Annotated in this window: 23 protein-coding genes and 1 pseudogene; all 24 read right to left on the minus strand. The window is 60.2% G+C overall.

Annotated elements, in window-relative coordinates; translation table 11 throughout:
• Positions 1-166 precede the first annotated feature (166 nt).
• Entirely contained in the window at positions 167-850 is a 684-nt protein-coding gene (locus AC4CWF_RS11480) for an ABC transporter ATP-binding protein (protein ID WP_491281797.1), read from the minus strand.
• A gap of 16 nt (positions 851-866) precedes the next feature.
• Positions 867-2,177: a lipoprotein-releasing ABC transporter permease subunit gene (locus AC4CWF_RS11485; protein WP_491281798.1), complete on the minus strand. Its 1,311-nt coding sequence runs from the start codon at positions 2,175-2,177 to the stop codon at positions 867-869.
• Between the two features lie 46 nt (positions 2,178-2,223).
• Positions 2,224-3,549 carry a proline--tRNA ligase gene (gene proS, locus AC4CWF_RS11490; RefSeq protein WP_491281799.1) on the minus strand — a complete coding sequence of 442 codons (1,326 nt, stop codon included), beginning with the start codon at positions 3,547-3,549 and terminating at the stop codon, positions 2,224-2,226.
• Between the two features lie 471 nt (positions 3,550-4,020).
• Positions 4,021-4,296, minus strand: a complete 276-nt coding sequence (locus AC4CWF_RS11495; RefSeq protein WP_491281800.1) for a DUF1467 family protein — start codon at positions 4,294-4,296, stop codon at positions 4,021-4,023.
• A 104-nt stretch (positions 4,297-4,400) separates the two neighbouring features.
• Positions 4,401-4,805, minus strand: coding sequence for a methylmalonyl-CoA epimerase (gene mce, locus AC4CWF_RS11500; protein WP_491281801.1), 405 nt, complete (start codon positions 4,803-4,805; stop codon positions 4,401-4,403).
• Between the two features lie 138 nt (positions 4,806-4,943).
• Entirely contained in the window at positions 4,944-6,611 is a 1,668-nt protein-coding gene (locus AC4CWF_RS11505; RefSeq protein WP_491281802.1) for a ribonuclease J, read from the minus strand.
• A 19-nt stretch (positions 6,612-6,630) separates the two neighbouring features.
• Positions 6,631-7,395 carry a biotin--[acetyl-CoA-carboxylase] ligase gene (locus tag AC4CWF_RS11510; protein WP_491281803.1) on the minus strand — a complete coding sequence of 255 codons (765 nt, stop codon included), beginning with the start codon at positions 7,393-7,395 and terminating at the stop codon, positions 6,631-6,633.
• On the minus strand, positions 7,392-8,834 hold the full coding sequence (gene nuoN / locus AC4CWF_RS11515; RefSeq protein ID WP_491281804.1) for an NADH-quinone oxidoreductase subunit NuoN: 1,443 nt from the start codon (positions 8,832-8,834) through the stop codon (positions 7,392-7,394). Before nuoN ends, AC4CWF_RS11510 begins: the two co-directional genes overlap by 4 nt.
• A gap of 18 nt (positions 8,835-8,852) precedes the next feature.
• Positions 8,853-10,364 carry an NADH-quinone oxidoreductase subunit M gene (locus tag AC4CWF_RS11520; RefSeq protein ID WP_491281805.1) on the minus strand — a complete coding sequence of 504 codons (1,512 nt, stop codon included), beginning with the start codon at positions 10,362-10,364 and terminating at the stop codon, positions 8,853-8,855.
• Complete coding sequence (gene nuoL / locus AC4CWF_RS11525) at positions 10,364-12,367, minus strand: NADH-quinone oxidoreductase subunit L (protein ID WP_491281806.1); 2,004 nt, start codon at positions 12,365-12,367, stop codon at positions 10,364-10,366. The genes AC4CWF_RS11520 and nuoL overlap by 1 nt, the downstream gene beginning before the upstream one ends.
• Positions 12,368-12,374: 7 nt before the next feature.
• Positions 12,375-12,683 (minus strand): NADH-quinone oxidoreductase subunit NuoK, encoded by a 309-nt coding sequence (gene nuoK / locus AC4CWF_RS11530; RefSeq protein ID WP_210102845.1) that lies wholly within the window; start codon positions 12,681-12,683, stop codon positions 12,375-12,377.
• Positions 12,684-12,705: 22 nt separating this feature from the next.
• Positions 12,706-13,320, minus strand: coding sequence for an NADH-quinone oxidoreductase subunit J (locus tag AC4CWF_RS11535; protein WP_491281807.1), 615 nt, complete (start codon positions 13,318-13,320; stop codon positions 12,706-12,708).
• Positions 13,321-13,466: 146 nt separating this feature from the next.
• Entirely contained in the window at positions 13,467-13,958 is a 492-nt protein-coding gene (gene nuoI, locus AC4CWF_RS11540; protein ID WP_491281808.1) for an NADH-quinone oxidoreductase subunit NuoI, read from the minus strand.
• A 37-nt stretch (positions 13,959-13,995) separates the two neighbouring features.
• Positions 13,996-15,039 carry an NADH-quinone oxidoreductase subunit NuoH gene (gene nuoH / locus AC4CWF_RS11545; RefSeq protein WP_491281809.1) on the minus strand — a complete coding sequence of 348 codons (1,044 nt, stop codon included), beginning with the start codon at positions 15,037-15,039 and terminating at the stop codon, positions 13,996-13,998.
• Between the two features lie 10 nt (positions 15,040-15,049).
• Positions 15,050-17,131: an NADH-quinone oxidoreductase subunit NuoG gene (gene nuoG, locus AC4CWF_RS11550; RefSeq protein ID WP_491281810.1), complete on the minus strand. Its 2,082-nt coding sequence runs from the start codon at positions 17,129-17,131 to the stop codon at positions 15,050-15,052.
• Between the two features lie 61 nt (positions 17,132-17,192).
• A complete protein-coding gene (locus AC4CWF_RS11555; RefSeq protein ID WP_491281811.1) occupies positions 17,193-17,993 on the minus strand; it encodes a helix-hairpin-helix domain-containing protein in 801 nt (266 codons plus the stop codon).
• A 4-nt stretch (positions 17,994-17,997) separates the two neighbouring features.
• A complete protein-coding gene (nuoF, locus tag AC4CWF_RS11560) occupies positions 17,998-19,302 on the minus strand; it encodes an NADH-quinone oxidoreductase subunit NuoF (protein WP_491281812.1) in 1,305 nt (434 codons plus the stop codon).
• Positions 19,303-19,411: 109 nt separating this feature from the next.
• Positions 19,412-20,296, minus strand: a pseudogene (nuoE, locus tag AC4CWF_RS11565) (NADH-quinone oxidoreductase subunit NuoE); the annotation flags it as partial.
• Positions 20,297-20,312: 16 nt separating this feature from the next.
• Positions 20,313-20,564, minus strand: coding sequence for a hypothetical protein (locus AC4CWF_RS11570; RefSeq protein ID WP_491281813.1), 252 nt, complete (start codon positions 20,562-20,564; stop codon positions 20,313-20,315).
• Positions 20,564-21,754, minus strand: a complete 1,191-nt coding sequence (locus tag AC4CWF_RS11575; protein ID WP_491281814.1) for an NADH-quinone oxidoreductase subunit D — start codon at positions 21,752-21,754, stop codon at positions 20,564-20,566. The genes AC4CWF_RS11570 and AC4CWF_RS11575 overlap by 1 nt, the downstream gene beginning before the upstream one ends.
• 60 nt (positions 21,755-21,814) lie before the next feature.
• Complete coding sequence (locus AC4CWF_RS11580) at positions 21,815-22,150, minus strand: four helix bundle protein (RefSeq protein WP_491281815.1); 336 nt, start codon at positions 22,148-22,150, stop codon at positions 21,815-21,817.
• Positions 22,151-22,247: 97 nt separating this feature from the next.
• Positions 22,248-22,850 carry an NADH-quinone oxidoreductase subunit C gene (locus AC4CWF_RS11585; RefSeq protein WP_491281816.1) on the minus strand — a complete coding sequence of 201 codons (603 nt, stop codon included), beginning with the start codon at positions 22,848-22,850 and terminating at the stop codon, positions 22,248-22,250.
• A 15-nt stretch (positions 22,851-22,865) separates the two neighbouring features.
• Positions 22,866-23,447 carry a NuoB/complex I 20 kDa subunit family protein gene (locus tag AC4CWF_RS11590; RefSeq protein ID WP_210102856.1) on the minus strand — a complete coding sequence of 194 codons (582 nt, stop codon included), beginning with the start codon at positions 23,445-23,447 and terminating at the stop codon, positions 22,866-22,868.
• Positions 23,438-23,803 (minus strand): NADH-quinone oxidoreductase subunit A, encoded by a 366-nt coding sequence (locus AC4CWF_RS11595; protein WP_062552634.1) that lies wholly within the window; start codon positions 23,801-23,803, stop codon positions 23,438-23,440. Before AC4CWF_RS11595 ends, AC4CWF_RS11590 begins: the two co-directional genes overlap by 10 nt.
• Between the last annotated feature and the right edge of the window lie 19 nt (positions 23,804-23,822).

Here is a 23,822-nt window from a genome sequence, read left to right on the forward strand (position 1 = left end):
AGCCCTGCATTTCATATGTAATGTTCGCCTATCGCCAGCCAATGTGCGCGGACAAGGTGTCCGTTCTGCGGTTCTCCCCCCTTGTGGGGGAGATGGCGGCAGCCAGAGGGGGTATTCTCCGCGAAAGGCCAGAGAGGGGCTTATTCCAAAGCCCCAAAGCCCACTCTCAGAACTCGACGATTCTGCCGCCTTCGATCGTCACGCGGCGGTCCATACGCGACGCAAGGTCGTGGTTGTGGGTGGCGATGAGGGCGGCAAGGCCGGATTGGCGCACCAGCGCTTCCAGCGCGTCGAACACGTAAGATGCGGTTTCCGGATCGAGATTGCCGGTGGGCTCGTCGGCGAGAAGCAGAAGCGGTGCGTTGGCAACGGCGCGGGCGATTGCCACGCGCTGCTGTTCGCCGCCCGACAGTTCCGAGGGGCGGTGCGTGCCGCGATGGCCGATGCGCATGTAATCGAGAAGCTGGGATGCCCGTTCCTGCGCATCCTTTTTCGACAGGCCACCGATCAGCTGCGGCATCATGATGTTTTCAAGCGCTGAAAACTCCGGCAGGAGGTGGTGGAACTGGTAAACGAAGCCGATATCGCCGCGGCGGATCGCCGTGCGGCGCTCATCCGGCAGATTGCCGCAGCTCTCGCCATTGATGAAGATTTCGCCGGCATCGGGGTGTTCGAGCAGACCGGCCAGATGCAGAAGCGTCGACTTGCCGGTGCCTGATGGGGCGACCAGCGCGACGATCTCGCCGGCGCGCAGCTCGAAATCCGCCCCCTTCAGGATCGACAGCACGGTATCGCCCTGACCATAATGACGGTCGACGCCGGAGAGCTTCAGAACTGTTTTGCGTGCCATGGATTTAAACGGGATCCTATTCGTAACGCAGCGCCTGCACCGGATCGAGCCGGGAGGCCCGCCATGCGGGGAAGATGGTCGCAATGAACGACAGGACAAGGGCCATGATGACGACGGTGACGGTTTCGCCAAGGCTCATTTCGGCCGGCAGCTGGCTCAGGAAATAAAGCTCCGGGTCAAACAGCACCGTGCCGGAGACCCAGGAGAAGAACTGCCGGATCGATTCGATGTTGAGGCAGACGAGAACGCCGAGCGCCACGCCGGCAAAGGTGCCGACGATGCCGATGGCGGCCCCCGTCATGAAGAAGATGCGCATGATGGCACCCGCTGTCGCCCCCATGGTGCGCAGGATGGCGATATCGCTGCCCTTGTCCTTCACCAGCATGATGAGGCCGGAGATAATGTTGAGGGCTGCGACCAGCACGATCAGCGTCAGGATCATGAACATCACGTTGCGCTCCACCTGAAGGGCGGAGAAGAAGGTCTGGTTGCGCTGGCGCCAGTCGGTGATGAAGATCTGGCGGCCGGCCGCTTCCTCCACCTTCGGGCGCATCTCATCCACCGATTCCGGATGGGTGAGGAACAGCTCGATGGACTGCACGAGGCCATCGGCGTTGAAATAGGCCTGCGCTTCGGCAAGCGGCATGTAGACGATGGAAGAATCGTATTCCGACATGCCGATTTCGAAAATGCCTGAAATGACATAGGATTTGACACGGGGGCTGACGCCCATCGGCGTCACATCGCCTTCCGGCGAGACCAGCGTGATGCGGTCTCCGGCGGCAAGGCCAAGCGAGGCTGCCATACGCGAGCCGATGAGCACGCCGTCGCCGGTGGCAAAGCCGGTCAGATCGCCCGAGCGGATATTGGTGGAGACTTCCTTCAGCTTTTCGAGATCCTCGGCGCGGATGCCGCGCACCAGAGCGCCGGAGCCGGCGCCCTGCTTGCCCGATGCGAGCGCCTGGCCTTCTACCAAGGGCAGCGCCATGGTGACGCCGGGAATGGCGGAGAAGCGCTTGGCAAGATCGGCGTAATCATTCAACGGCTGGTCAATCGGCTGGACGATCATGTGGCCGTTAATGCCAAGGATGCGCGAGATCAGCTCGGTTCGAAAACCGTTCATCACGGCCATGACGATGATGAGGGTGGCAACCCCCAGCATGATGCCGACAAAGGAAAAGCCGGCAATGACCGAAATGAACGCTTCCTTGCGGCGCGAGCGCAGGTAGCGCCAGGCCACCATGCGCTCGAAGGCCGAAAAGGGCCCGGCGGAAGGAATGACATCCGCCTGCTTTACCGTTCCGGTCACCTTTGCGGCCTTGGCCATTGTCACTCCTGTCGCTCCCGCCTCAGGCGGTGTTGTCGTCCTGGCCTCAGGCCGCCGTCAGGCGGTTGAGGGCTGCTTCGACGGTCATCGTCTCACGCGCGCCGGTCTTGCGATCCTTGACCTCCACCTCGCCGGTGGCGGCCGAGCGCGGACCGACGATCAGCTGCACCGGCAGGCCGATGAGGTCAGCCGTTGCGAATTTTGTTCCGGCACGATCATCCGTGTCGTCGTAGAGCACGTCGAGACCGGCTTTTGTGAGGCCGGCGTAAAGATCGGCGCAGACGCGGTCGCAGGCCTCGTCGCCGGGCTTCATGGTGATCAGCATGGCATCAAACGGCGCAACGGACGCTGGCCAGATGATTCCGTTCTCATCATGCGAGGCTTCGATGATGGCGGGAACAAGGCGGGTCGGGCCGATGCCATAAGATCCCATGTGGACAAGGTGTTCCTTGCCATCGGGACCCTGCACCTTGGCGCCCATCGGCTCGGAATATTTCGTGCCGAAATAGAAGATGTGGCCGACCTCGATACCGCGGGCCGAGAGACGGTCGCCTTCCGGGATCGCAGCAAATGCGTCGGCATCGTGCATTTCGGACGTGGCGGCATAAACCGAGGTCCACTTGTCAAACACCGCCTGCAGGCCAGCGACATCGTCAAAATCGGTGTTTTCCGAGGGGATGTCGAACTCGGTGAAGCTCCGGTGCGAAAACACTTCCGATTCGCCAGTGTCGGCAAGGATGATGAATTCGTGGCTGTGATTGCCGCCGATGGGGCCGGTATCGGCGCGCATGGGGATGGCGCGCACACCTAGACGGGCAAACGTGCGCAGATAGGCCACGAACATCTTGTTATAGGAATGCAGCGCGCCTTCCTTCGTGAGATCGAAGGAATAGGCATCCTTCATCAAAAATTCGCGCGAGCGCATGGTGCCGAAACGCGGACGGATCTCGTCGCGGAATTTCAGCTGGATATGGTAGAGGTTGAGCGGCAGGTTCTTGTAGGATTTGACCGACGAACGGAAGATATCGGTGATCATCTCCTCGTTGGTGGGGCCATAGAGCATGGGGCGCTCCTGGCGGTCCTTGATGCGCAGCATTTCCTTGCCGTAATCGTCATAACGGCCGCTTTCCTGCCAAAGCTCCGCCGATTGCAGCGTCGGCATCGACAGCTCGATGGCACCGGCGCGGTTCTGTTCCTCGCGCACGATGGCGTTGACCTTGTCCAGAACCCGCTTGCCGAGCGGCAGCCACGAATAGATGCCCTGGCTCTGCTGGCGGATCATGCCTGCACGCAGCATCAGGCGGTGCGAGACGATTTCCGCTTCCTTGGGATTTTCCTTCAGGATCGGCATGAAATAGCGGGATAGACGCATCACGGGTTCCAGGTTCTGGGGCCGTTCCTGAGGTTAAGGAATCGACGCATGAATGGCTGACAATGGGCTGGCTTCATAGCGGTTTCAAAGCCCCATGGGAACCCGCATCCGCAGAACCCACACCCCGCAGCACAGTGATTTGCAACGGGACGCCGCCGCGAATACGCCGTGATTGTGACAAGAGGGGAATTTTTTCCGTCAACAGAATAATTTTAGCGAAGTGTAGCAAAACTGCCAATTTTGAGGGTGACAAAGCCCAAACGTTAAGCTAACTTCGGCTCATAAAAGAGGCAGGGAGTTCAAATTTCTGCCATTCGCGGTCAAGTCTTGGGAGGATCAGATCTTAGGCGCGCACGCACGCTGCCCCGGCAACGGTTAAGGATCACGCGACATTTAAAACAAGGCTGCAAAGCCTTGTTTTTTTTTGATTATCACAGACCAGACCAAGCGGTTGGCAGGTCTTGCGAGGCATCAAGTGCGGCCGAAATCGGGCACGATGCGCGGCAGCGAATTCATCGAAAATCCGAAGTAATTGGACAGTACGAACCAGGCGCCGTAGATGAGCGCCGACGCGACGGTGGTCATCAGAACCACCCGCCCGCCGCGAAATTTTGCCGGCGCACTTTCCACGGTTCCCAGCACCACCTCCTGCTCATCACCTTGCGTGCGAAGCCCGATCGGCAGGATGAGAAACAGCGTGATCCACCAGATCACGAAATAGACGGCGAAGGCCGATAAAAACTGCATTTTTGAAAATCTCCTGCCCGCCGATCTCTAGCACGAGGCAGAGAGGTTCCGAAAGGGCATGTGGGCGGACGCGGTGTCACACCTGCGTCAGTCCCAGGTGTCGGTCACACCTCTTCCAGTTCCACCAGTGTGCCCAGAAAATCCTTGGGGTGGAGGAAGAGAACCGGTTTGCCATGGGCACCGATTTTTGGCGCTCCATCACCCAGCACGCGGGCACCGGAGGCAACCAATTGATCGCGGGCAGCCAGAATATCGGCAACTTCGTAGCAGATATGGTGCATGCCGCCGGCGGGGTTCTTGGCGAGGAAGGCTGCGATGGCGGATTGCTCGCCAAGCGGCTCCAGCAGTTCCACCTTGGTATTTTCAAGCTCGACGAAAACGACGGTGACGCCATGTTCCGGCAGTGCCTGCGCCTGCGAGACGCGGGCGCCGAGCACGTCGCGATAGACAGTGGTGGCGGCGGCCAGATCCGGGACGGCGATGGCGATGTGATTGACGCGGCCGAGCATGGTGTTTTTCCCCTGTCGATCAAGTTGGCGTTCGGGCGTCGGAGTGTACGGTTGCCCCCCTCTGCCCTGCCGGGCATCTCCCCCACACGGGGGGAGGTTGGCTGGAGCAACGCCTTCGCCTATCTCACAGGCAAAGGGTCAGACCTTTGAAACGAACACCGTCACGATCGGCTTCTTGCCCCAGGCGACGTTGGCCGTGGAGCGGATAGCTCGGCGGACGGCTTCTTTGAGTGTGGCCAGATCCTTGCGGCGGCTGCGCGGAATGCTTTCGACGGCACCCAGCACGGCATCATAGAGCGTATCGGCCATGTCCTCGCCCTCGTCATCGAATTCCGGCAGGCCAAAAGGTTCGACATCGGGATCGGCGAGGAAATCATACTTGGCGTCGAGCAGGATATTGACCGAGACATGGCCAACATAAGCCAGTTTCTTGCGGTCGGATATTCCCATTTCGTCGATATCGCCGATGAGTTTGCCATCCTTGAAGACGCGGCCGTGCGGCACGTCATCGATGACCTGAACCGGGCCGGGGGCAAGCCGCAGCAGGTTGCCGTTGCGCACCTTCGGCACGGTCTTGATGCCGGCCGACAGCGCAAGTTCGGTCTGCGCCGTCAGATGCGCGGCCTCGCCATGGACGGGCACCAGAACTTCCGGGCGCACCCAGTCATACATCTGCAAAAGCTCGTTGCGGCGGGGGTGACCGGAGACGTGGACGAGGCCTTGCTGGTCGGTGACGATCTTGACGCCCTGCTCGATGAGGCCGTTCATGATTTCGAGGATCGGCTTTTCGTTGCCGGGAATGGCGCGCGAGGAAAACACCACCGTATCGCCGGCGGTCAGCGCCACATGGCGCATTTCGTCGCGGGAAATCTTGGCAAGTGCTGCACGCGCCTCGCCCTGGCTGCCGGTAAGGATGATGACCACCTTGTCACGCGGGATATAACCGTATTCGTCTTCGGCGATGAAGGGTTTGAGGCCTTCCATGATGCCGATATCGCGGGCAACGCCGACGACGCGCTTCAGCGAGGAGCCGAGCAGCAGCACTTCGCGGCCGGCAGCTTCTGCAGCTTGGGCAATGGAGCGGATACGCCCGACATTGGACGAGAAGGTGGTGATGGCAACCCGGCCTTCCGCGCCCTCGATGATCTGGCGCAGACCTTCCGAGACTTCCTGTTCCGACGGCGACACACCTTCGCGCATGGCGTTGGTACTGTCGCACATCATGGCAAGCACGCCCTCTTCGCCCACGGCGCGGAAACGCGCTTCGTCGGTGAGCGGCCCGAGCGACGGGTCGGCATCGATCTTCCAGTCGCCGGTGTGGACGATATTGCCGAGTGGCGTGCGGATGACCAGCGACATCGGCTCGGGGATCGAGTGGTTGACGCCAATCGCTTCCACCTCGAACGGGCCGACCTTGATGCGGTCTCCGGCATTAAACAGCGTGATCGGGATTTCAGCCCGCGATCCCTCGTAATTACGCTTGGCTTCCAGCATGCCGGCGGTGAAGCGCGAGGCAAAGACCGGCACGTTGAGGCCCGGCCACAGATCATTCAGCGCGCCATAATGATCTTCATGGGCGTGGGTGATGATGATGCCCTTCAGCCGGTCGCGCTGCTTTTCAAGAAAGCGGATATCGGGCAGCACAAGATCGACGCCCGGAAGATCGAGGCCGGCGAAGGTGACACCGCAGTCGACCATGATCCACTGGCGCTGGGAGGCTGGCCCATAGCCATAGAGCGCGAGATTCATGCCGATCTCGCCAACTCCGCCCAACGGCAGAAAAACCAGTTCGTCCTGTTTGGCCATTCACATACTCATTTCGAATTCAAAGGAAAAAGACATCGCCGGCCGCAATGGGCATCATGGCGTTTCCAGTATCGAGTATCAGAAGTCCTCGATCATCGATACCGGCAAAACGCCCCTCGATGGAGCGATCCGGCAGATTGACGCGGATCGGTTCCCCGATACCACAGGCGACACTGCGCCAGCGCGCCGTCACGTCGGCCACGGCCCGGCCCTCGTCCCAGAGGTTCAGAACCTCCGTCATCTCGCGGTAGAGATGGGAGAACAATTCCTCCGGCGAGATATCGCAGCCCTGCTCCTGCAGCGAGGTGACGCCGTAAGGGCCGTCCTCCGGCCGATGGCGCATGTTGATGCCGATGCCGGCGACCAGAGCGCGGCGGCCATCAGACAGCCCCTCGCCTTCCAGAAGAATGCCGCAGGATTTTTTCCGGCCGATCAGCACGTCGTTCGGCCACTTGATCTCCAGCTTTTCAGCACCCTGCGGCAACACAGAGCGCAAAGCGCCGTGGACGGCAAGCGCCACGGCAAGCGGCAGGGAGGCCAGTTGCTCCGGCGGTGCCGGATCGATGAGGAGAAGCGATGCGTAGAGATTGCCGGTCTCCGACGTCCAGGCACGGCCGCGGCGGCCGCGACCGGCCGTCTGTCGCCGTGCGGTGACCCAGAGATTGCCCGGGTCACCCTGCCGGGCGCGCGCCAGGCATTCGGTATTGGTGGAGGTCACCTCGTCCAGTGCCTCGTGCCGGAAAGTGTCGAGGGAGTAACGGCTCCCTCGCCTTGTCGTGCTCAAAAGAACGCCCTTGCGGCAGCCGTTGCTGCACTGCCGACCGGGCCGCCGAAGAGGACATAACCGGTGACGAAGAGACCGGAGAGGCCGAACACCAGCCGCAACTCGCCAGCCGTGCGGCCGAACTCGCCTGTCGGCGCATCGAACCACATGACCTTGATGACGCGGATATAGTAGTACGCGCCAACGACCGAGGCGAGCACGCCTATGATGGCGAGCATATAGAGCTTGGCTTCAATGGCCGGCAGGATGACGAACCACTTTGCCCAGAAGCCCGCAAACGGCGGAATGCCGGCCAGCGAGAACATCAACGCGGTCATGACCAGCGCCATGAACGGGTTGGTGGAGGAGAGGCCCGCGAGATCATCGATGTTTTCGACAGCACCGCCATCCTTGCGGCGCATCGCCATGATGCAGGCAAACGTACCGAGCGTCATGACCATGTAGATGAGCATATAGAGCGCAACGCCGGAAATGCCGGTTTCGGTGCCGGATGCGAGACCGACAAGCGCATAACCCATGTGACCGATGGAGGAATAGGCCATCAGTCGCTTGATGTTGCGCTGGCCGATGGCGGCAAACGAGCCGAGCAGCATCGAGGCAATCGAGATGAACACGATAACCTGCTGCCAGTCATGGAAGATCGGCATGAAGGCTTCGGTGACGACGCGCACGAGAACCGCCATGGCGGCAACCTTAGGGCCGGAGGCGAAGAAGGCGGTGACCGGGGTCGGTGCGCCTTCGTAAACGTCCGGCGTCCACATGTGGAAGGGAACGGCCGAGATCTTGAAGGCAAGGCCGGCCAGCATGAAGACGAGGCCGAAGACAACGCCGAGCGAACGGGTTTCAGCGGTCAGTACGGCAGCGATGTTATCAAGGCCGGTATTGCCGGTGAAGCCGTAGATCAGCGACATGCCGTAGAGCAGCATGCCCGAGGACAGTGCGCCGAGGACGAAATATTTGAGGCCAGCTTCCGTGGAACGCAGGCTATCGCGGTTGATCGCGGCGACGACGTAAAGCGCCAGAGACATCAGCTCGAGGCCGAGATAGACGGCAATCAGGTCGTTGGCCGAGATCAGCAGCATCATGCCGAGGGTGGCGAGAACAAGCAGAACCGGGAATTCGAAACGGTCGAGCTGTTCGGAGCGCGCATTGCCGACCGTCATCACCATGGCGGTGATGGAGCCGATCAGCGCAATCACCTTCATGAAACGGCTGAAGGGATCGAGGATGAAGGCGCCGCCCCAGGCTTCGCCTTCCACCGGAACGAGAACGAGCCAGAGGCCCGCGGCAATGAGGATTGCCACGGCAAGGCCGGTGACCGTCGGCGCCGACCGGTCACCCGAGAAGACGCCGATCATCAGAAGCGCCAGCGCGCCGACCGCAAGGATCAGTTCGGGCGTCGAGATCTGCAGGCTCGCAAGCAGGATTTCAGCAGTCATGTCCAGTCGTGTCCCGTCTCAGTGCACCAGGAGTGCAAGTTTCTCGGCAGCCTGCAGGGCAGCGGAGTAGTTATTGATCAGCATGTCGACCGAAGCGGCCGTGGCATCGAAGACCGGTGCCGGATAGACGCCGAAGAAGATGGTGAGCGCGGCCAGCGGATAAAGAATGATCTTTTCGCGGGTCGACAGATCGAGCAGGCCCTTCAGGCTTTCCTTTTCCAGCGCACCGAAGATGACCCGGCGATAGAGCCAGAGCGCATAGGAGGCCGACAGGATGACGCCGGTGGCGGCAAAGAGAGCCACCCAGGTGTTGACCCGGAAGACGCCGATGATCGTCAGGAATTCGCCGACGAAACCGGAGGTGCCGGGAAGGCCGACATTGGCCATGGTGAAGATCATGAAGGCGACGGCATATTTCGGCATGTTGTTGACGAGGCCGCCATAGGCCGCGATGTCGCGGGTGTGGAGACGGTCATAGATCACGCCGACGCAGAGGAACAGCGCGCCCGACACGATGCCGTGCGACAGCATCTGGAAGATGGCGCCCTGCAGACCCTGCTGGTTTGCCGCAAAGATGCCCATCGTGACGTAACCCATGTGGGCGACAGAGGAATAGGCGATCAGCTTCTTGATGTCTTCCTGCATCAACGCCACCAGCGAGGTGTAGATGATGGCAAGAACCGAGAGGCCGAAAACGAAGGGCGCGAAATAATCAGAGGCCAGCGGGAACATGGCGAGCGAGAAACGGATGAACCCGTAACCGCCGAGCTTCAGCATGACGCCTGCCAGAATGACCGAGCCTGCCGTTGGCGCCTGCACGTGCGCATCCGGAAGCCAGGTGTGGACGGGCCACATCGGCATTTTCACCGCAAACGAGGCGAAGAAGGCAAGCCATAGCCATGTCTGCAAGCCGGCGGGGAAACCGAACTTCAACAGTTCCGTCATGTCGGTCGTGCCGGCCTGCCAGTACATGGCCATGATGGCGACCATCATCAGCACGGAGCCGAGCAGCGTGTAGAGGAAGAACTTGTAGGAGGCGTAAACGCGATCCTTGCCGCCCCAGACACCGATGATGATGAACATCGGCACGAGCGTGGCTTCAAAGAAGACGTAGAAGAGAACGATATCCAGCGACACGAAGACGCCGACCATGACCACTTCCAGAAGCAGGAAGGCGATCATGTATTCCTTGAGGCGCTTCTCGATCGATTCCCAGCTTGCCAGCACGCAAAACGGCATGAGGAAGGTGGTGAGAATGACGAACAGCATGGAAATGCCGTCGACGCCGAGATGATAGGAAATGCCGGTGCCAAGCCAGGAGTGTTTTTCGACCATCTGGAAACCGGGGTTGGAATTGTCAAACCCGATCCAGATGAACAGCGAGACGACGAAGGTAAAGACGGTCGTCAAGAGCGAGACGTTCAGGATATTGCGGCGGCCGAACGGGCCGTCCTCCCGGGTGAGCAGGAGAAGCACCACACCGACGAGCGGCAGGAAGGTGACCGTGGAAAGAATAGGCCAGTCGGTCATCAGATTGAACTCCCGAGCATCATCCAGGTGACGAGGGCGGCGATGCCGATCAGCATCGCGAACGCATAATGATAGAGGTAACCGGTCTGCAGGCGGACCACACCGCGGGTGATATCCGCGACGCGTGCTGCAATGCCGTTTGGTCCGTAGGTGTCGATGACGCCGACATCGGCCTTCTTCCAGAGGAACTTGCCGAGGGCCTTGGCCGAGCGCACGAAGAGGAAATCGTACAGCTCGTCGAAATACCACTTGTTCAAGAGGAACTGGTAGAGGACGCGATGGTTTTCAGCCAGGCGCTTCGGCGTGGAAGGCGACTTGATATACATGTACCAGGCGGTGACGAAACCGGTCAGCATGGCAATGAACGGGCTCCACTTTACCCAGACAGGCACGTGGTGGAACTCTTCGAGGATCTCGTTGTGCGCCCCCGTAAACAGCGCACCTTTCCAGAACTCGGAATATTCCTCGCCGAAGAAATGACCTTCGAAGGCGACGCCGGCGAAAACCGCACCGATGACCAAGACGACCAGCGGCAGAAGCATGATCATCGGGCTCTCATGCACGTGATGCATGACATCCGATGACGCGCGCGGCTTGCCGAAGAAGGTGAGGAAGGCCAGACGCCAGGAATAGAAGCTGGTGAAGAGCGCAGCAACCACAAGCAGCGTGAAGGCAAAACCCGACAGCGCCGAATGCGAGGCGTAAGCCGATTCGATGATGACATCTTTGGAGAAGAAGCCGGCAAAACCGAACATCGTGCCTGGGATGCCGACACCGGTCAGCGCCAGCGTGCCGATGGTCATCGCCCAGAACGTATAGGGGATGTGCTTCCGGAGACCGCCCATGTAGCGCATGTCCTGCTCGCCATCGACCGCGTGGATGACGGAGCCGGCGCCGAGGAACAGCAGAGCCTTGAAGAAGGCGTGCGTGAAGAGGTGGAAGACGGCCGCACCATAAGCACCGACGCCAAGCGCCACGAACATGTAGCCGAGCTGCGAACAGGTAGAATAGGCGATGACGCGCTTGATATCGTTCTGCACGAGGCCGACGGTTGCCGCAAAGAAGGCGGTGATCGCACCGATGAGGGTGACGACGAGCAGCGCGTTCGGCGACAGTTCGAAGATCGGCGACATGCGGGCGACGAGGAAGACGCCAGCGGTGACCATGGTTGCGGCATGGATGAGGGCCGAGACCGGGGTCGGGCCTTCCATCGCGTCCGGCAGCCAGGTGTGCAGCAGGAACTGCGCCGATTTACCCATGGCGCCCATGAAGAGCAGCAGGCAGACGCCTGTGATGGCATGACCCTTGTCGAGCTGCATGCCAAACAGGTTGATGACGGCCTGGCCGGCATCGGCAGCACCTTCCGCCGGCAGATAGGTCGCGGCAGACGCAAAGATCGTGTCGAAGTTGATCGAGCCGAACAGCACGAAGACGCCGGAAATACCAAGCACGAAACCGAAGTCACCGACGCGGTTGACGATGAAGGCCTTCATGGCGGCAGCAGAGGCCGACGGCTTCTTGAACCAGAAACCGATGAGCAGGTAGGACGCAAGGCCCACGCCTTCCCAGCCGAAGAACATCTGCGCCAGATTGTCCGACGTGATGAGCATCAGCATGGCGAAGGTGAACAGCGACAGATAGGCAAAGAAGCGAGGCCGATGCGGATCGTGGTGCATGTAGCCGATCGAATAGAGATGGACGAGCGTCGAGACCGTGTTGACCACGACGAACATGACTGATGTCAGCGTATCAATGCGGAAGGCCCAGTCGAATTCGAGGCCGCCGGACTGCACCCAGCGCAGCACCGAGACCTTGATGACCTCATGGCCTTCGCCGCCATGGGCGAGCGCCACGTTGAAGAAGACCACCCAGGAGAGGATGGCCACAACGATCATCAGACCGCTGGTGACGTATTCCGATGCCTTGGCGCCGATCTGGCGGCCGAACAGGCCGGCAATCAGGAAGCCGATCAGGGGAAGAAAGACGATAGCCTTGTAGATCATGACCTGATCAGCCCTTCATCATATTGATGTCTTCAACCGCGATGGAGCCGCGGTTGCGGTAGAAGACCACGAGAATTGCAAGACCGATGGCAGCTTCCGCCGCAGCAACGGTCAGAATGAACAGCGCAAAGACCTGGCCGGTGATATCGTTGAGGAAGGACGAGAACGCGATCATGTTCAGGTTGACCGAGAGCAGGATGAGTTCCACCGACATCAGGATGATGATGACATTCTTCCGGTTGAGGAAGATGCCGAAGACGCCGAGCGTGAAGAGGATGGCGCTGACGGTCAGGTAGTGAGAAAGTCCGATTTCCATATTCGCTGTTCCTTGATCGCGCTCAGATGCCCTGGCCCGGCTTGACCTTGACCACCTCGACAGCCGTTGCCGGCGTGCGGGCGACCTGCTTGGAGATATCCTGGCGCTTGACGTTTTCCCGGTGACGCAGCGTCAGCACGATTGCGCCGATCATGGCGACGAGCAGCACGAGGCCGGAGACCTGGAAGAAATAGACGTAATGCGTATAAAGCACATCGCCGAGCGCTGCCGTATTGGTGCGCACCGCAGGCGACGGAATGGGCATGGTGATCGACTTTGCCGCCTCTGGCGTCAACACGCTGCCGCCGATGACCAGCACCAGTTCAGCCGCGAGAATGAGCCCGATCAGCGCCCCGACCGGCGCATATTGCAGGAAGCCCGAGCGCAGTTCGGCAAAATCGATGTCCAGCATCATCACGACGAAGAGGAAGAGAACCGCCACCGCGCCGATATAAACGACGAGCAGGATCATCGCGAGGAATTCAGCGCCGGTCAGCAGGAAAAGGCCTGCGGCGTTAAAGAAGACCAGGATCAGGAAGAGCACGGAATGCACCGGGTTCCTGGCCGAGATGACCATGAACGCCGACGCCACCGCGACGAAGGCGAACAGATAAAAGAAAACAGCCTGCAAACCCATTGTGGTGCCTTTTCGTCTTCCCCGGCAAGGCTCTTATCCCCGCCGTCAAAACCCGGCGGTCACATACCAGCCAGGTCTCATGCTTGTGGTCGATCCGGCACCTTTTTCAAGCACCGGCAGTGTCAATCAGAACCGCGATCGGGCGATCAGCGGTAGGGTGCATCGATCGACAGGTTGCGCGCAATTTCGCGCTCCCAGCGGTCGCCATTGTTGAGAAGGCGTTCCTTGTCGAAATACAGCTCTTCGCGGGTTTCCGTCGCGAATTCGAAGTTCGGGCCTTCAACGATGGCATCCACCGGGCAGGCTTCCTGGCAGAAGCCGCAATAGATGCATTTTACCATGTCGATATCGTAACGCACCGTGCGGCGCGTGCCGTCGTTGCGGCGCGGACCGGCTTCGATGGTAATGGCCTGGGCAGGACAGATCGCTTCGCACAGCTTGCAGGCGATGCAGCGTTCTTCGCCGTTGGGATAACGACGCAGCGCATGCTCGCCGCGGAAGCGCGGAGAGATCGGGCCCTTTTCGAAGGGATAGTTGATCGTGGCCTTCTGCTTGAAGAAATAGCGCATCGAGAGGAAAAACGCCCCGACGAATTCCTTCAGAAACAGCGAACTGACGGATTGTGCCAGACTTGCCATGTTAGTCTCCAATTCAGCCGGGAGGCCGCGCCTAAAATCAGGCGCCGGCCGTCAGCTTCAGAACGAATGCAGTAATGATGACCATGACCAGCGAGAGCGGCAGGAAAACCTTCCAGCCGAGACGCATCAACTGGTCATAGCGATAGCGCGGAACGAAGGCCTTCACCATGGCGAACATAAAGAAGATGAAGGAGGCCTTCAGCAGGAACCAGATGATCCCCGGAACCCAGTTGAGGAACCAGACATCCACCGGCGGCAGCCAGCCCCCGAGGAAGAGAATGGTGGTCAGCGCGCACATGAGCAGGATGGCGGCATATTCGCCGAGCATCAGCATCATGTACGGGGCCGATGCATATTCCACCATGTAACCGGCAACCAGTTCCGATTCGGCTTCCGGAAGGTCGAAAGGCGGACGGTTGGTTTCGGCAAGGGCCGAGATGAAGAAGATGATGAACATCGGGAACAGAACGAGCCAATGCCAGTCGAGGAACGACGACGGCAGGCCGACCATGGTGCCGATGCCGGACTTCTGGGCGAGCACGATATCGGTGAGGTTCAGCGATCCGACGCAGAGCAGAACAGTGACGATGACGAAGCCGATCGAGACTTCATAGGACACCATCTGGGCTGCAGACCGCAGCGCGCCGAGGAACGGGTATTTCGAGTTCGATGCCCAGCCGGCCATGATGATGCCGTAGACTTCGAGCGACGAGATGGCGAACACGTAGAGGATGCCGACATTGATGTTGGCGATCACCCAGTTTTCGTTGAGCGGGATGACAGCCCAGGTGGCAAGCGCAAGCGTGACCGATACGAGCGGTGCCAGCAGGAACACGCCCTTGTTGGCGCCCGACGGAATGATCGGCTCCTTGAAGACGAACTTCAGAAGGTCTGCGAACGACTGGAACAGGCCGAACGGGCCAACCACGTTCGGGCCGCGGCGCAGCTGGACAGCAGCCCAGATCTTGCGGTCGGCCAGAAGGATATAGGCGATGAAGACCAGGAGGCAGACGAGCAGCAACAGGGACTGACCGATCATCACGATCGCCGGCCAGAGATAGGTCGAGAAGAAAGAGTCCATGATTGTGCCTTTACTCTGCCGCAGCCTGGAAATTGTTGCGGGCCAGTGCCGAACACTCCGCCATGACCGCCGAAGCGCGTGCGATCGGGTTCGTGAGATAGAAGTCTTTGATCGTTGACGCAAACCCGGACTTGCCCAAGCTCACCGGTTTTTTGGCAAGCGTTGCAATATCATCCGCAGCACCGGCCGCGATTTCATCAAGTTCGGCGAAATGCGGGTATGCGGCATAAAGCTTGGCGCGCAGCTGCGACAGCGAATCAAACGGCAGCTTCTTGCCGAGAACATCCGACAGCGCCCTGAGGATCGCCCAGTCTTCGCGGGCTTCACCCGGCGCAAAACCGGCGCGGTTGCCCATCTGGACGCGGCCTTCGAGGTTGACCCAGGTGCCGGACTTTTCCGTATAGGTCGCGCCCGGCAGGATAACGTCGGCATGATGCGCGCCGGCATCGCCGTGGCTGCCGATATAGACGGTGAACTTGGCGTACTTGCCCGTGAATTCCATTTCGTCCGCGCCGAGCAGGAAGAGGACGTCCATCGAGCGCAGCATGGTGGCGGCATTCGAGCCGTTCGGGCCCGGCACAAAGCCGAGATCGAGACCACCGACGCGCGATGCTGCCGTGTGCATGACGCCAAAGCCGTTCCACTCTTCCGAGACAGCACCGACGGAGGCGGCAAGGCTTGCAGCGGCGGCAAGAACGCCTTCCGCATCATCGCGCATGAGAGCGCCCGAGCCAACGATGATAATCGGCTTCTTGGCAGAACGTAGCTTTTCGAGGAAGCCGTGCGAGCCGTTGACGAGATCCGACAGCGTATCGGTGCCAGCGCCGAGATATTCGTAACCGTAACGCATGTCGCCCCCCTCCCCGATCACGCCGATCGGGAAGTTGCCACGACGCCAGCGCTTGCGGATGCGGGCGTTCATCACGGCCGCTTCGTAACGCGGGTTGGCGCCGATAAGGAGAAGCGCGTCGGCCTGCTCGATGCCTTCGATTGTGGGGTTAAAGATGTAGCTGGCGCGGCCAAGCGACGGATCGAGCTTGGCACCATCCTGGCGGCAGTCAAGGTTCTGCGAACCGAGCGCGGTCAGCAGTTCCTTCATCGCGTACATTTCTTCGACGGAGGCGAGATCGCCGGCGATGGCACCGATGCTGTTGCCGTTCGTTGCCGACACTGCCGTCTTGATAGCGGCAAAGGCTTCGCTCCAGCTTGCCGGCTGAAGGCGGCCGTCACGGCGCACGTAAGGCCGGTCGAGGCGCTGCGTCTTCAGGCCATCCCAGATAAAGCGGGTCTTGTCGGAAATCCATTCCTCGTTCACCGCCTCGTTGACACGCGGCATGATGCGCATGACTTCGCGGCCACGGGTATCGACGCGGATGGCGGAACCGACAGCGTCCATGACGTCGATCGATTCGGTCTTGCCGAGTTCCCACGGACGGGCCGTAAAGGCGAACGGACGCGAGGTGAGCGCACCGACCGGGCAAAGGTCGATGACGTTACCCTGCAGTTCCGACGTCATGGCATGTTCGAGATAGGTCGTGATTTCGGCATCCTCGCCACGGCCGATGAGGCCAAGCTCCGAAATGCCGCCGACTTCGGTGGTGAAACGAACGCAGCGCGTGCAGTGAATGCAGCGGTTCATCACGGTCTTGACGAGCGGGCCGATATACTTGTCTTCAACGGCGCGCTTGTTTTCGGTGTAGCGCGAGGCATCCATGCCGAACGCCATCGCCTGGTCCTGCAGGTCGCATTCGCCGCCCTGGTCGCAGATCGGGCAATCGAGCGGATGGTTGATGAGGAGAAACTCCATCACCCCTTCGCGCGCCTTCTTGACCATCGGCGTGTTGGTGAAGACTTCCGGCAGTTCGCCGTTCGGGCCACCGCGCACGTCACGCACGCCCATGGCGCAGGAGGCTGCCGGCTTCGGCGGTCCACCCTTCACCTCGATCAGACACATACGGCAGTTTCCGGCCACCGAAAGGCGTTCATGGAAACAGAAGCGCGGCACTTCGGCGCCGGCTTCCTCGCACGCCTGCAACAGCGTGAAGTGATCCGGAACCTCGATCTCTTTACCGTCAACCTTGAGCTTTGCCATCGTCACTTACGTCCTGTTTCCAGTCCCCTGCCCTCATAACGAAAAGGCAGCGACACATTCGTCACCGCAGCAGGTTTTTTGCCTGCGCGATCCAACCATCTTTCGCAATGCGGCCATCGAGCTGAAGCTCCTGGTCGAAATGCTCTACATCCTTGTCCGTCCAAGCGGCGATATGCGCAAACCGCGTCACACCCATGCCGTTCAGCAGGTCTGCCAGTTTCGGGCCGATGCCGGTGATCGTCTTCAGATCGTCGGCGGCCTTTTGTCTCTTCGGCTTGGCCTTTGCGCCAGCCTCTGGTGTTGCCGGCTTTGCAGCCTTGGCCGGATCGGCCTTTGCAGGCTTTGCCGCATTCTTCACCGGTTCAGCCTTGACGGGCAGCGCACTGTTATCTGCGCTTGCTTGCTCAGGCTTTGCCTTTGCAATCCTTGCCACCTTTGGCTTTGCCGGGGCTTTCGCCGTCTCAGCAACCTTGGCGGCCGGCTTTGCCGCCTTCTTGACCACGGCAGGCTTTAACTCGGCAGGTGCTGCCTGCGGGGCAGCCTCCTCTGGCGCCTTGGGTGCGGCGGCCGCATCAGCCTTTACGTCCGGCTTCACATCCGGCTGAGGTGCCTTCTCCGGTGCTGCCGTTTTGGCCTCCGGGGTCGGCCGTGTCGCCGCCTCCATCGAGGCCTGCATCATGCCGAAGAATGCCTGGGCAAACTGGGCGCCGATCGCCATGCCGGCGGCCGTTGCAGCAGCCATGGCCGCCATCGGATTGTGGAGCGACTTGGCAGAACTCTCGTCGGCAAAAGGCAAGGTGAAACCGAGCGGCGGTTTCTCCGCTGCCTGATCCTTGTCCTTGTTGTCCGATCCGCTTGCCATGATGTTACTCCGCAGCCTCCAGAACAGCACCCTCGCGGGTGGAATTTGCCGAATACTGGTCGATGCGCGCTTCGATTTCCGGACGGAAATTGCGGATGAGGCCCTGGATCGGCCAGGCCGCCGCATCACCGAGTGCGCAGATCGTGTGACCTTCGATCTGCTTCGTCACCTGCAGCAGCATATCGATTTCGCGCTTCTGGGCATTGCCCTTCACCATGCGCTCAACCACGCGCATCATCCAGCCGGTGCCTTCGCGGCACGGCGTGCACTGGCCGCAGCTTTCATGCTTGAAGAAGGCCGCGATGCGCCAGATTGCCTTGATGATATCCGTCGACTTGTCCATGACGATCATGCCGCCGGTGCCGAACGAGGATTTCACCTCGCGCATGCCGTCGAAGTCCATGATGGCATCCTTCATGTCCTCGCCCTTGACGACAGGACAGGACGCGCCACCGGGAATGACGGCGAGAAGATTGTCCCAGCCGCCGCGGATGCCGCCGCAGTGATGCTCGATGATCTCACGGAAGGTGAGGCCCATCTGCTCTTCAAAGGTGCAGGGTTTGTTGACGTGGCCGGAGACCATGAACAGCTTGGTGCCGACATTGTTCGGACGGCCGAAGGAGGAGAACCAGGAGGCGCCACGACGCAGGATGGTCGGCGCCACGGCAATCGATTCGACGTTGTTGACCGTGGTCGGGCAACCGTAGAGGCCCATATTCGCCGGGAACGGCGGCTTCAGGCGCGGCTGGCCCTTCTTGCCTTCAAGGCTTTCGAGAAGCGCTGTTTCTTCGCCGCAGATATAGGCGCCGGCGCCGTGATGAACGTAGATGTCGAAATCCCAGCCACACTTGTTGTTGGCGCCGAGAATGCCGGCGTCATAACATTCGTCGATGGCGGCCTGCAGCGCTTCGCGTTCGCGCATGTATTCGCCGCGCACGTAAATATAGGCGGTGTGCGCGCCCATGGCGAAACCGGCGATCACGCAGCCTTCGATCAGCGTATGCGGATCGTGGCGCATGATTTCGCGGTCCTTGCAGGTGCCGGGCTCCGATTCGTCGGCGTTGACCACGAGATAATGCGGCCGGCCATCCGATTCCTTCGGCATGAAGGACCATTTGAGACCGGTCGGGAAGCCGGCGCCGCCGCGGCCGCGCAGGCCCGACGCCTTCATCTCGTTGATGATCCAGTCACGGCCCTTTTCGATGATCTCGTTCGTGCCGTCCCAGTGGCCACGGCTCATGGCGCCTTTCAGCGACTTGTCCTTGAGCCCGTAGATGTTGGTAAAGATGCGATCCTGATCTTTCAACATGACCTATTCCACCAGTCCGCCGCCACATCGGGTCGGCTTGTCAATTCCGTGATGCGCCCGGATGCCGGGCACGGTGCAAGGCTTTTTAAAAACCTTACGCTTCGTCTTTCGCAGGCTTTTCCGTGCCGGCAACCTTGCTGCCTTCAGCGGGTGCGCCTTCGGCCGTGCTGCCGACAGCCTTCGGATCCGGCTCGCTCTTTTTCGTCGCAGAGCCTGCTTCTGCCGCCTTGTCGTTGGCTTCCGACGCGGCCGGTGCCGTCACCGGCGTCTTCACAGCCGGATTGGTCTCGACAGCGGTATCCTTCGGACGGGCTGCTTCCGCTGGCGGAACCGAAACGGCCTCTACGGCCGGCTGCGGATCAAGATTGGTGCGAACCGGCTTGATCTCGTCGTTCAGCGTGACAGGGCCGCCTTCCGGCGCCGATGTCAGGCGGTCGATCTGCGGGCCGGTTTTGACTTCGGCGCCCTTGCCTGCCTCGAACGCATCGATGATCTCTTCCAGACGCTCGGGCGTCAGGTCTTCATAGGCATCCTTGAAGATGATGACCATCGGCGCGTTGACGCAGGCGCCCTGACATTCCACCTCTTCCCACGACAGCGTGCCCGCCTCGTTGCGGTGCAGCGGATCGTGATGGATCTTGCGCTTGCACACATCCATCAGCGCTTCCGAGCCGCGCAACATGCACGGCGTGGTGCCACAGACCTGGATATGCGCCTTGGTGCCGATCGGCTTCAGCTGGAACTGGGTGTAGAAGGTCGCCACTTCGAGCACCCGGATATAGGGCATCTCAAGCTTCTGCGCGACGAATTCGATCGTCGCACGGGTGACCCACCCCTCCTGTTCCTGCGCGCGCATGAGCAGCGGGATGACCGCCGATTGCTGGCGGCCCTCGGGATATTTCCGGATCGTCGCCTCAGCCCACGCGGCATTATCCGCAGTGAAGGCAAAGGCTGCCGGCTGGAACTGATCTTCGGCTAGTCGACGAACGGACATTCTTTCTCACGCCTTATCAATTGACAGAACCGCACCGCGATTTCGTGAGGGTCACGAATTCGCAGGCATAGGCAGATGCACCCTTTTGCAGGAAAACGATGAACTTCGTTCCATTGGGCACGGCCGCCTTGATTTCATACTCTCTGGAAACGAGTTCCGCCATGGTCGCCGTCGATCTGCCTGAAGATGTCGACGGCTGTTCCGCCGTCTGCGCCAGGGCAGACGGGGCAACCGCCACAAGACAGGCGATGATCGACAGGCGTCGCATCAGCGGTCCACCTCTCCAAACACGATATCGATAGAGCCGAGGATGGCCGAGACGTCAGCCAGCTGGTGGCCGCGGCAGAGGAAATCCATCGCCTGAAGATGCGCATAACCTGGCGCGCGGATCTTGCAGCGATACGGCTTGTTGGTGCCGTCGGACACCAGATAGACGCCGAACTCGCCCTTCGGCGCCTCGACGGCCGCATAAACCTCGCCTTCCGGCACGTGGAAACCTTCGGTGTAGAGCTTGAAGTGGTGGATGAGTGCTTCCATCGACCGCTTCATCTCGCCACGCTTCGGCGGCACGACCTTGCCATCCAGCGCCGATACCGGGCCGGTCTTGGCATCCGACAGCAGGCGGTTGACGCACTGCTTCATGATCTTCACCGATTCGCGCATTTCAATCATGCGGATCAGGTAACGGTCGTAGCAGTCGCCGTTCTTGCCGATCGGAATGTCGAAATCGAGATCCGCGTAACATTCGTAAGGCTGCGACTTGCGCAGGTCCCAGGCAGCGCCCGAGCCGCGCACCATGACGCCCGAAAAGCCCCAGGCCCAGCAATCTTCGAGCTTCACCACGCCGATATCGACGTTACGCTGCTTGAAGATACGATTGCCGGTGATCAGGCTGTCGATGTCATCAAGGGCTGCCGGGAAGGCATCGCACCACTTGCCGATATCCTCGACCAGTTCCACAGGCAGATCCTGGTGGACGCCGCCGGGACGGAAATAGGCAGCGTGCATGCGCGAGCCGGAGGCGCGCTCATAAAACACCATCAGCTTTTCGCGCTCTTCGAAACCCCAGAGCGGCGGCGTCAAGGCGCCGACGTCCATGGCCTGCGTCGTGACGTTCAGAAGATGCGACAGGATGCGGCCGATTTCCGAGTAGAGAACGCGGATCAGCTGGCCCCGGATCGGAACCGTGATGCCAAGCAGCTTTTCCACCGCCAGACAGTAGGCATGCTCCTGGTTCATCGGCGCGACATAATCCAGCCGGTCGAAATAGGGCAGCGCCTGCAAATAGGTTTTCGTCTCGATCAGCTTTTCGGTGCCGCGATGCAGCAGGCCGATATGCGGATCGACACGCTCGACGATTTCGCCGTCCAGCTCCAGCACAAGACGCAGAACGCCGTGGGCCGCCGGATGCTGCGGACCGAAGTTGATGTTGAAATTGCGAACGTCGTGTTCAGTCATGGGCGCGCTCCGCGCTGGTGATTAGCGAATAGCGAATAGCGAATAGTCGATCTATGCCGCTCATGTCTTCTCCTGCAGGCTTCTGATCAACGCACGCATCATCCGGCCAATCTCATCGCATTGTTGCATCAAGCTCTGAAACTGGTCTTGCGCAAGGATACTCACCCTCTGCGCAATGATCATATGCGTTTCCAACTCTTTCAGCGACCCTTGAGAAATCCTCAGAAACTGCACAAAATTCCCGGTGTTATCCCGACCATGCCCTTCGGCAATGTTGGCGGCCACCGATGCGGAGGCGCGCCTTATCTGGGATGTCAGTCCGTAAACTTCGCTCTTCGGGAAAGTCTCGGTGCAGCGATAACATTCAACGGCCAATTCAATAGCCTGCTGCCACACCTTGAGGTCCTTGTAGGAACTGATCGTCTGCCTCTTCCTTTCGTTGTGGCGACAACTATTCGCTATTCGCTACTCGCTATTCGCCCTAAACTTTGGTTTAGACCTTCGCCTTCTCATCCCCCGGAAGCACGTAATCCGTGCCTTCCCAGGGGCTCAAGAAGTCGAAGCTTCGGAATTCCTGTCGCAGTTCCACCGGTTCGTAAACGACGCGCTTGGCGCTGTCGTCGTAACGAACCTCGACGAAACCGGTCGTCGGAAAGTCCTTGCGCAGCGGATGGCCCTCGAAACCGTAATCGGTGAGGATGCGGCGCAGGTCCGGGTGGCCGGTGAACAGGATGCCGTAGAGATCCCAGGCTTCGCGTTCGAACCAGTCGGCGCCCGGAAAAAGACCGGTCAGCGACGGGACAGCGACGTCTTCGGCGGTTTCCACCTTGATGCGCACGCGCATGTTCTGGCGCGGCGACAGGAAATGGTAGACCACGTCGAAACGCTTTTCGCGTTTGGGCCAATCAACACCGCAGATGTCGATGAAATTGATGAACCCGCACTGCACATCGTCACGCAGGAACGTGACGAGCGCGATCAGCTTGTCGGCATCGGTCTTCAGCGTCAGTTCGCCATAGGCAACCGACGAGGACGACACGAGACCCGGCCGCGCTTCGGCAAGGTATGCGGCAAATTCGTTCAGGGCTTCACTCATGATCTGTCCTTGCCCTCAACGTTCGATCGTGCCGGTGCGGCGGATCTTTTTCTGCAGCAGAAGCACGCCGTAGAGCAGCGCTTCGGCCGTGGGGGGACAGCCGGGAACATAGATATCCACAGGCACAACCCGGTCGCAGCCACGCACCACCGAATAGGAATAGTGGTAATAGCCGCCACCATTGGCGCAGGAGCCCATGGAGATCACGTAACGCGGCTCCGGCATCTGGTCATAGACCTTGCGCAGAGCCGGCGCCATCTTGTTCGTCAGCGTGCCGGCAACGATCATCACGTCGGACTGGCGCGGAGAAGCGCGCGGCGCAAAGCCGAAACGCTCCACGTCGTAACGCGGCATGGACACCTGCATCATCTCGACCGCACAGCAGGCAAGACCGAAGGTCATCCACATCAGCGAGCCGGTGCGCGCCCAGTTGATCAGCTCATCCGTCGAGGTGACGAGAAAGCCCTTGTCGGCCAACTCGTTGTTGATCTCGCCGAAGAAGGCATCGTCGCTGCCGATGGGCTTGCCGGTATTGGGATCGATGATCCCCTTCGGGCTTGGCGCGATCATGGTCGTGTTGTTATCCACTACTCCCATTCCAGCGCTCCTTTCTTCCACTCATAAATGAAGCCGATGGTGAGGACGCCGAGGAACACCATCATGGACCAGAAGCCGAACCAGCCGATTTCACCGAAGGACACGGCCCAGGGAAACAGGAAGGCGACTTCCAGATCGAAGATGATGAACAGGATCGACACCAGGTAAAAACGAATGTCGAATTTCATGCGCGCATCGTCAAATGCGTTGAAACCGCATTCATAGGCCGACAGCTTTTCAGCATCGGGTGCCTTGTAGGCCACGGCAAACGGCGCAATCAAAAGCGCCAGGCCGATCACAAGGGCAATACCGATAAAAATCGCGATCGGGACATAGGAACTGAGGAGTTCTGTCATGGTATTCGATCCCTGCTTG

This window comes from Neorhizobium sp. PAMB6630, from assembly GCF_058242775.1.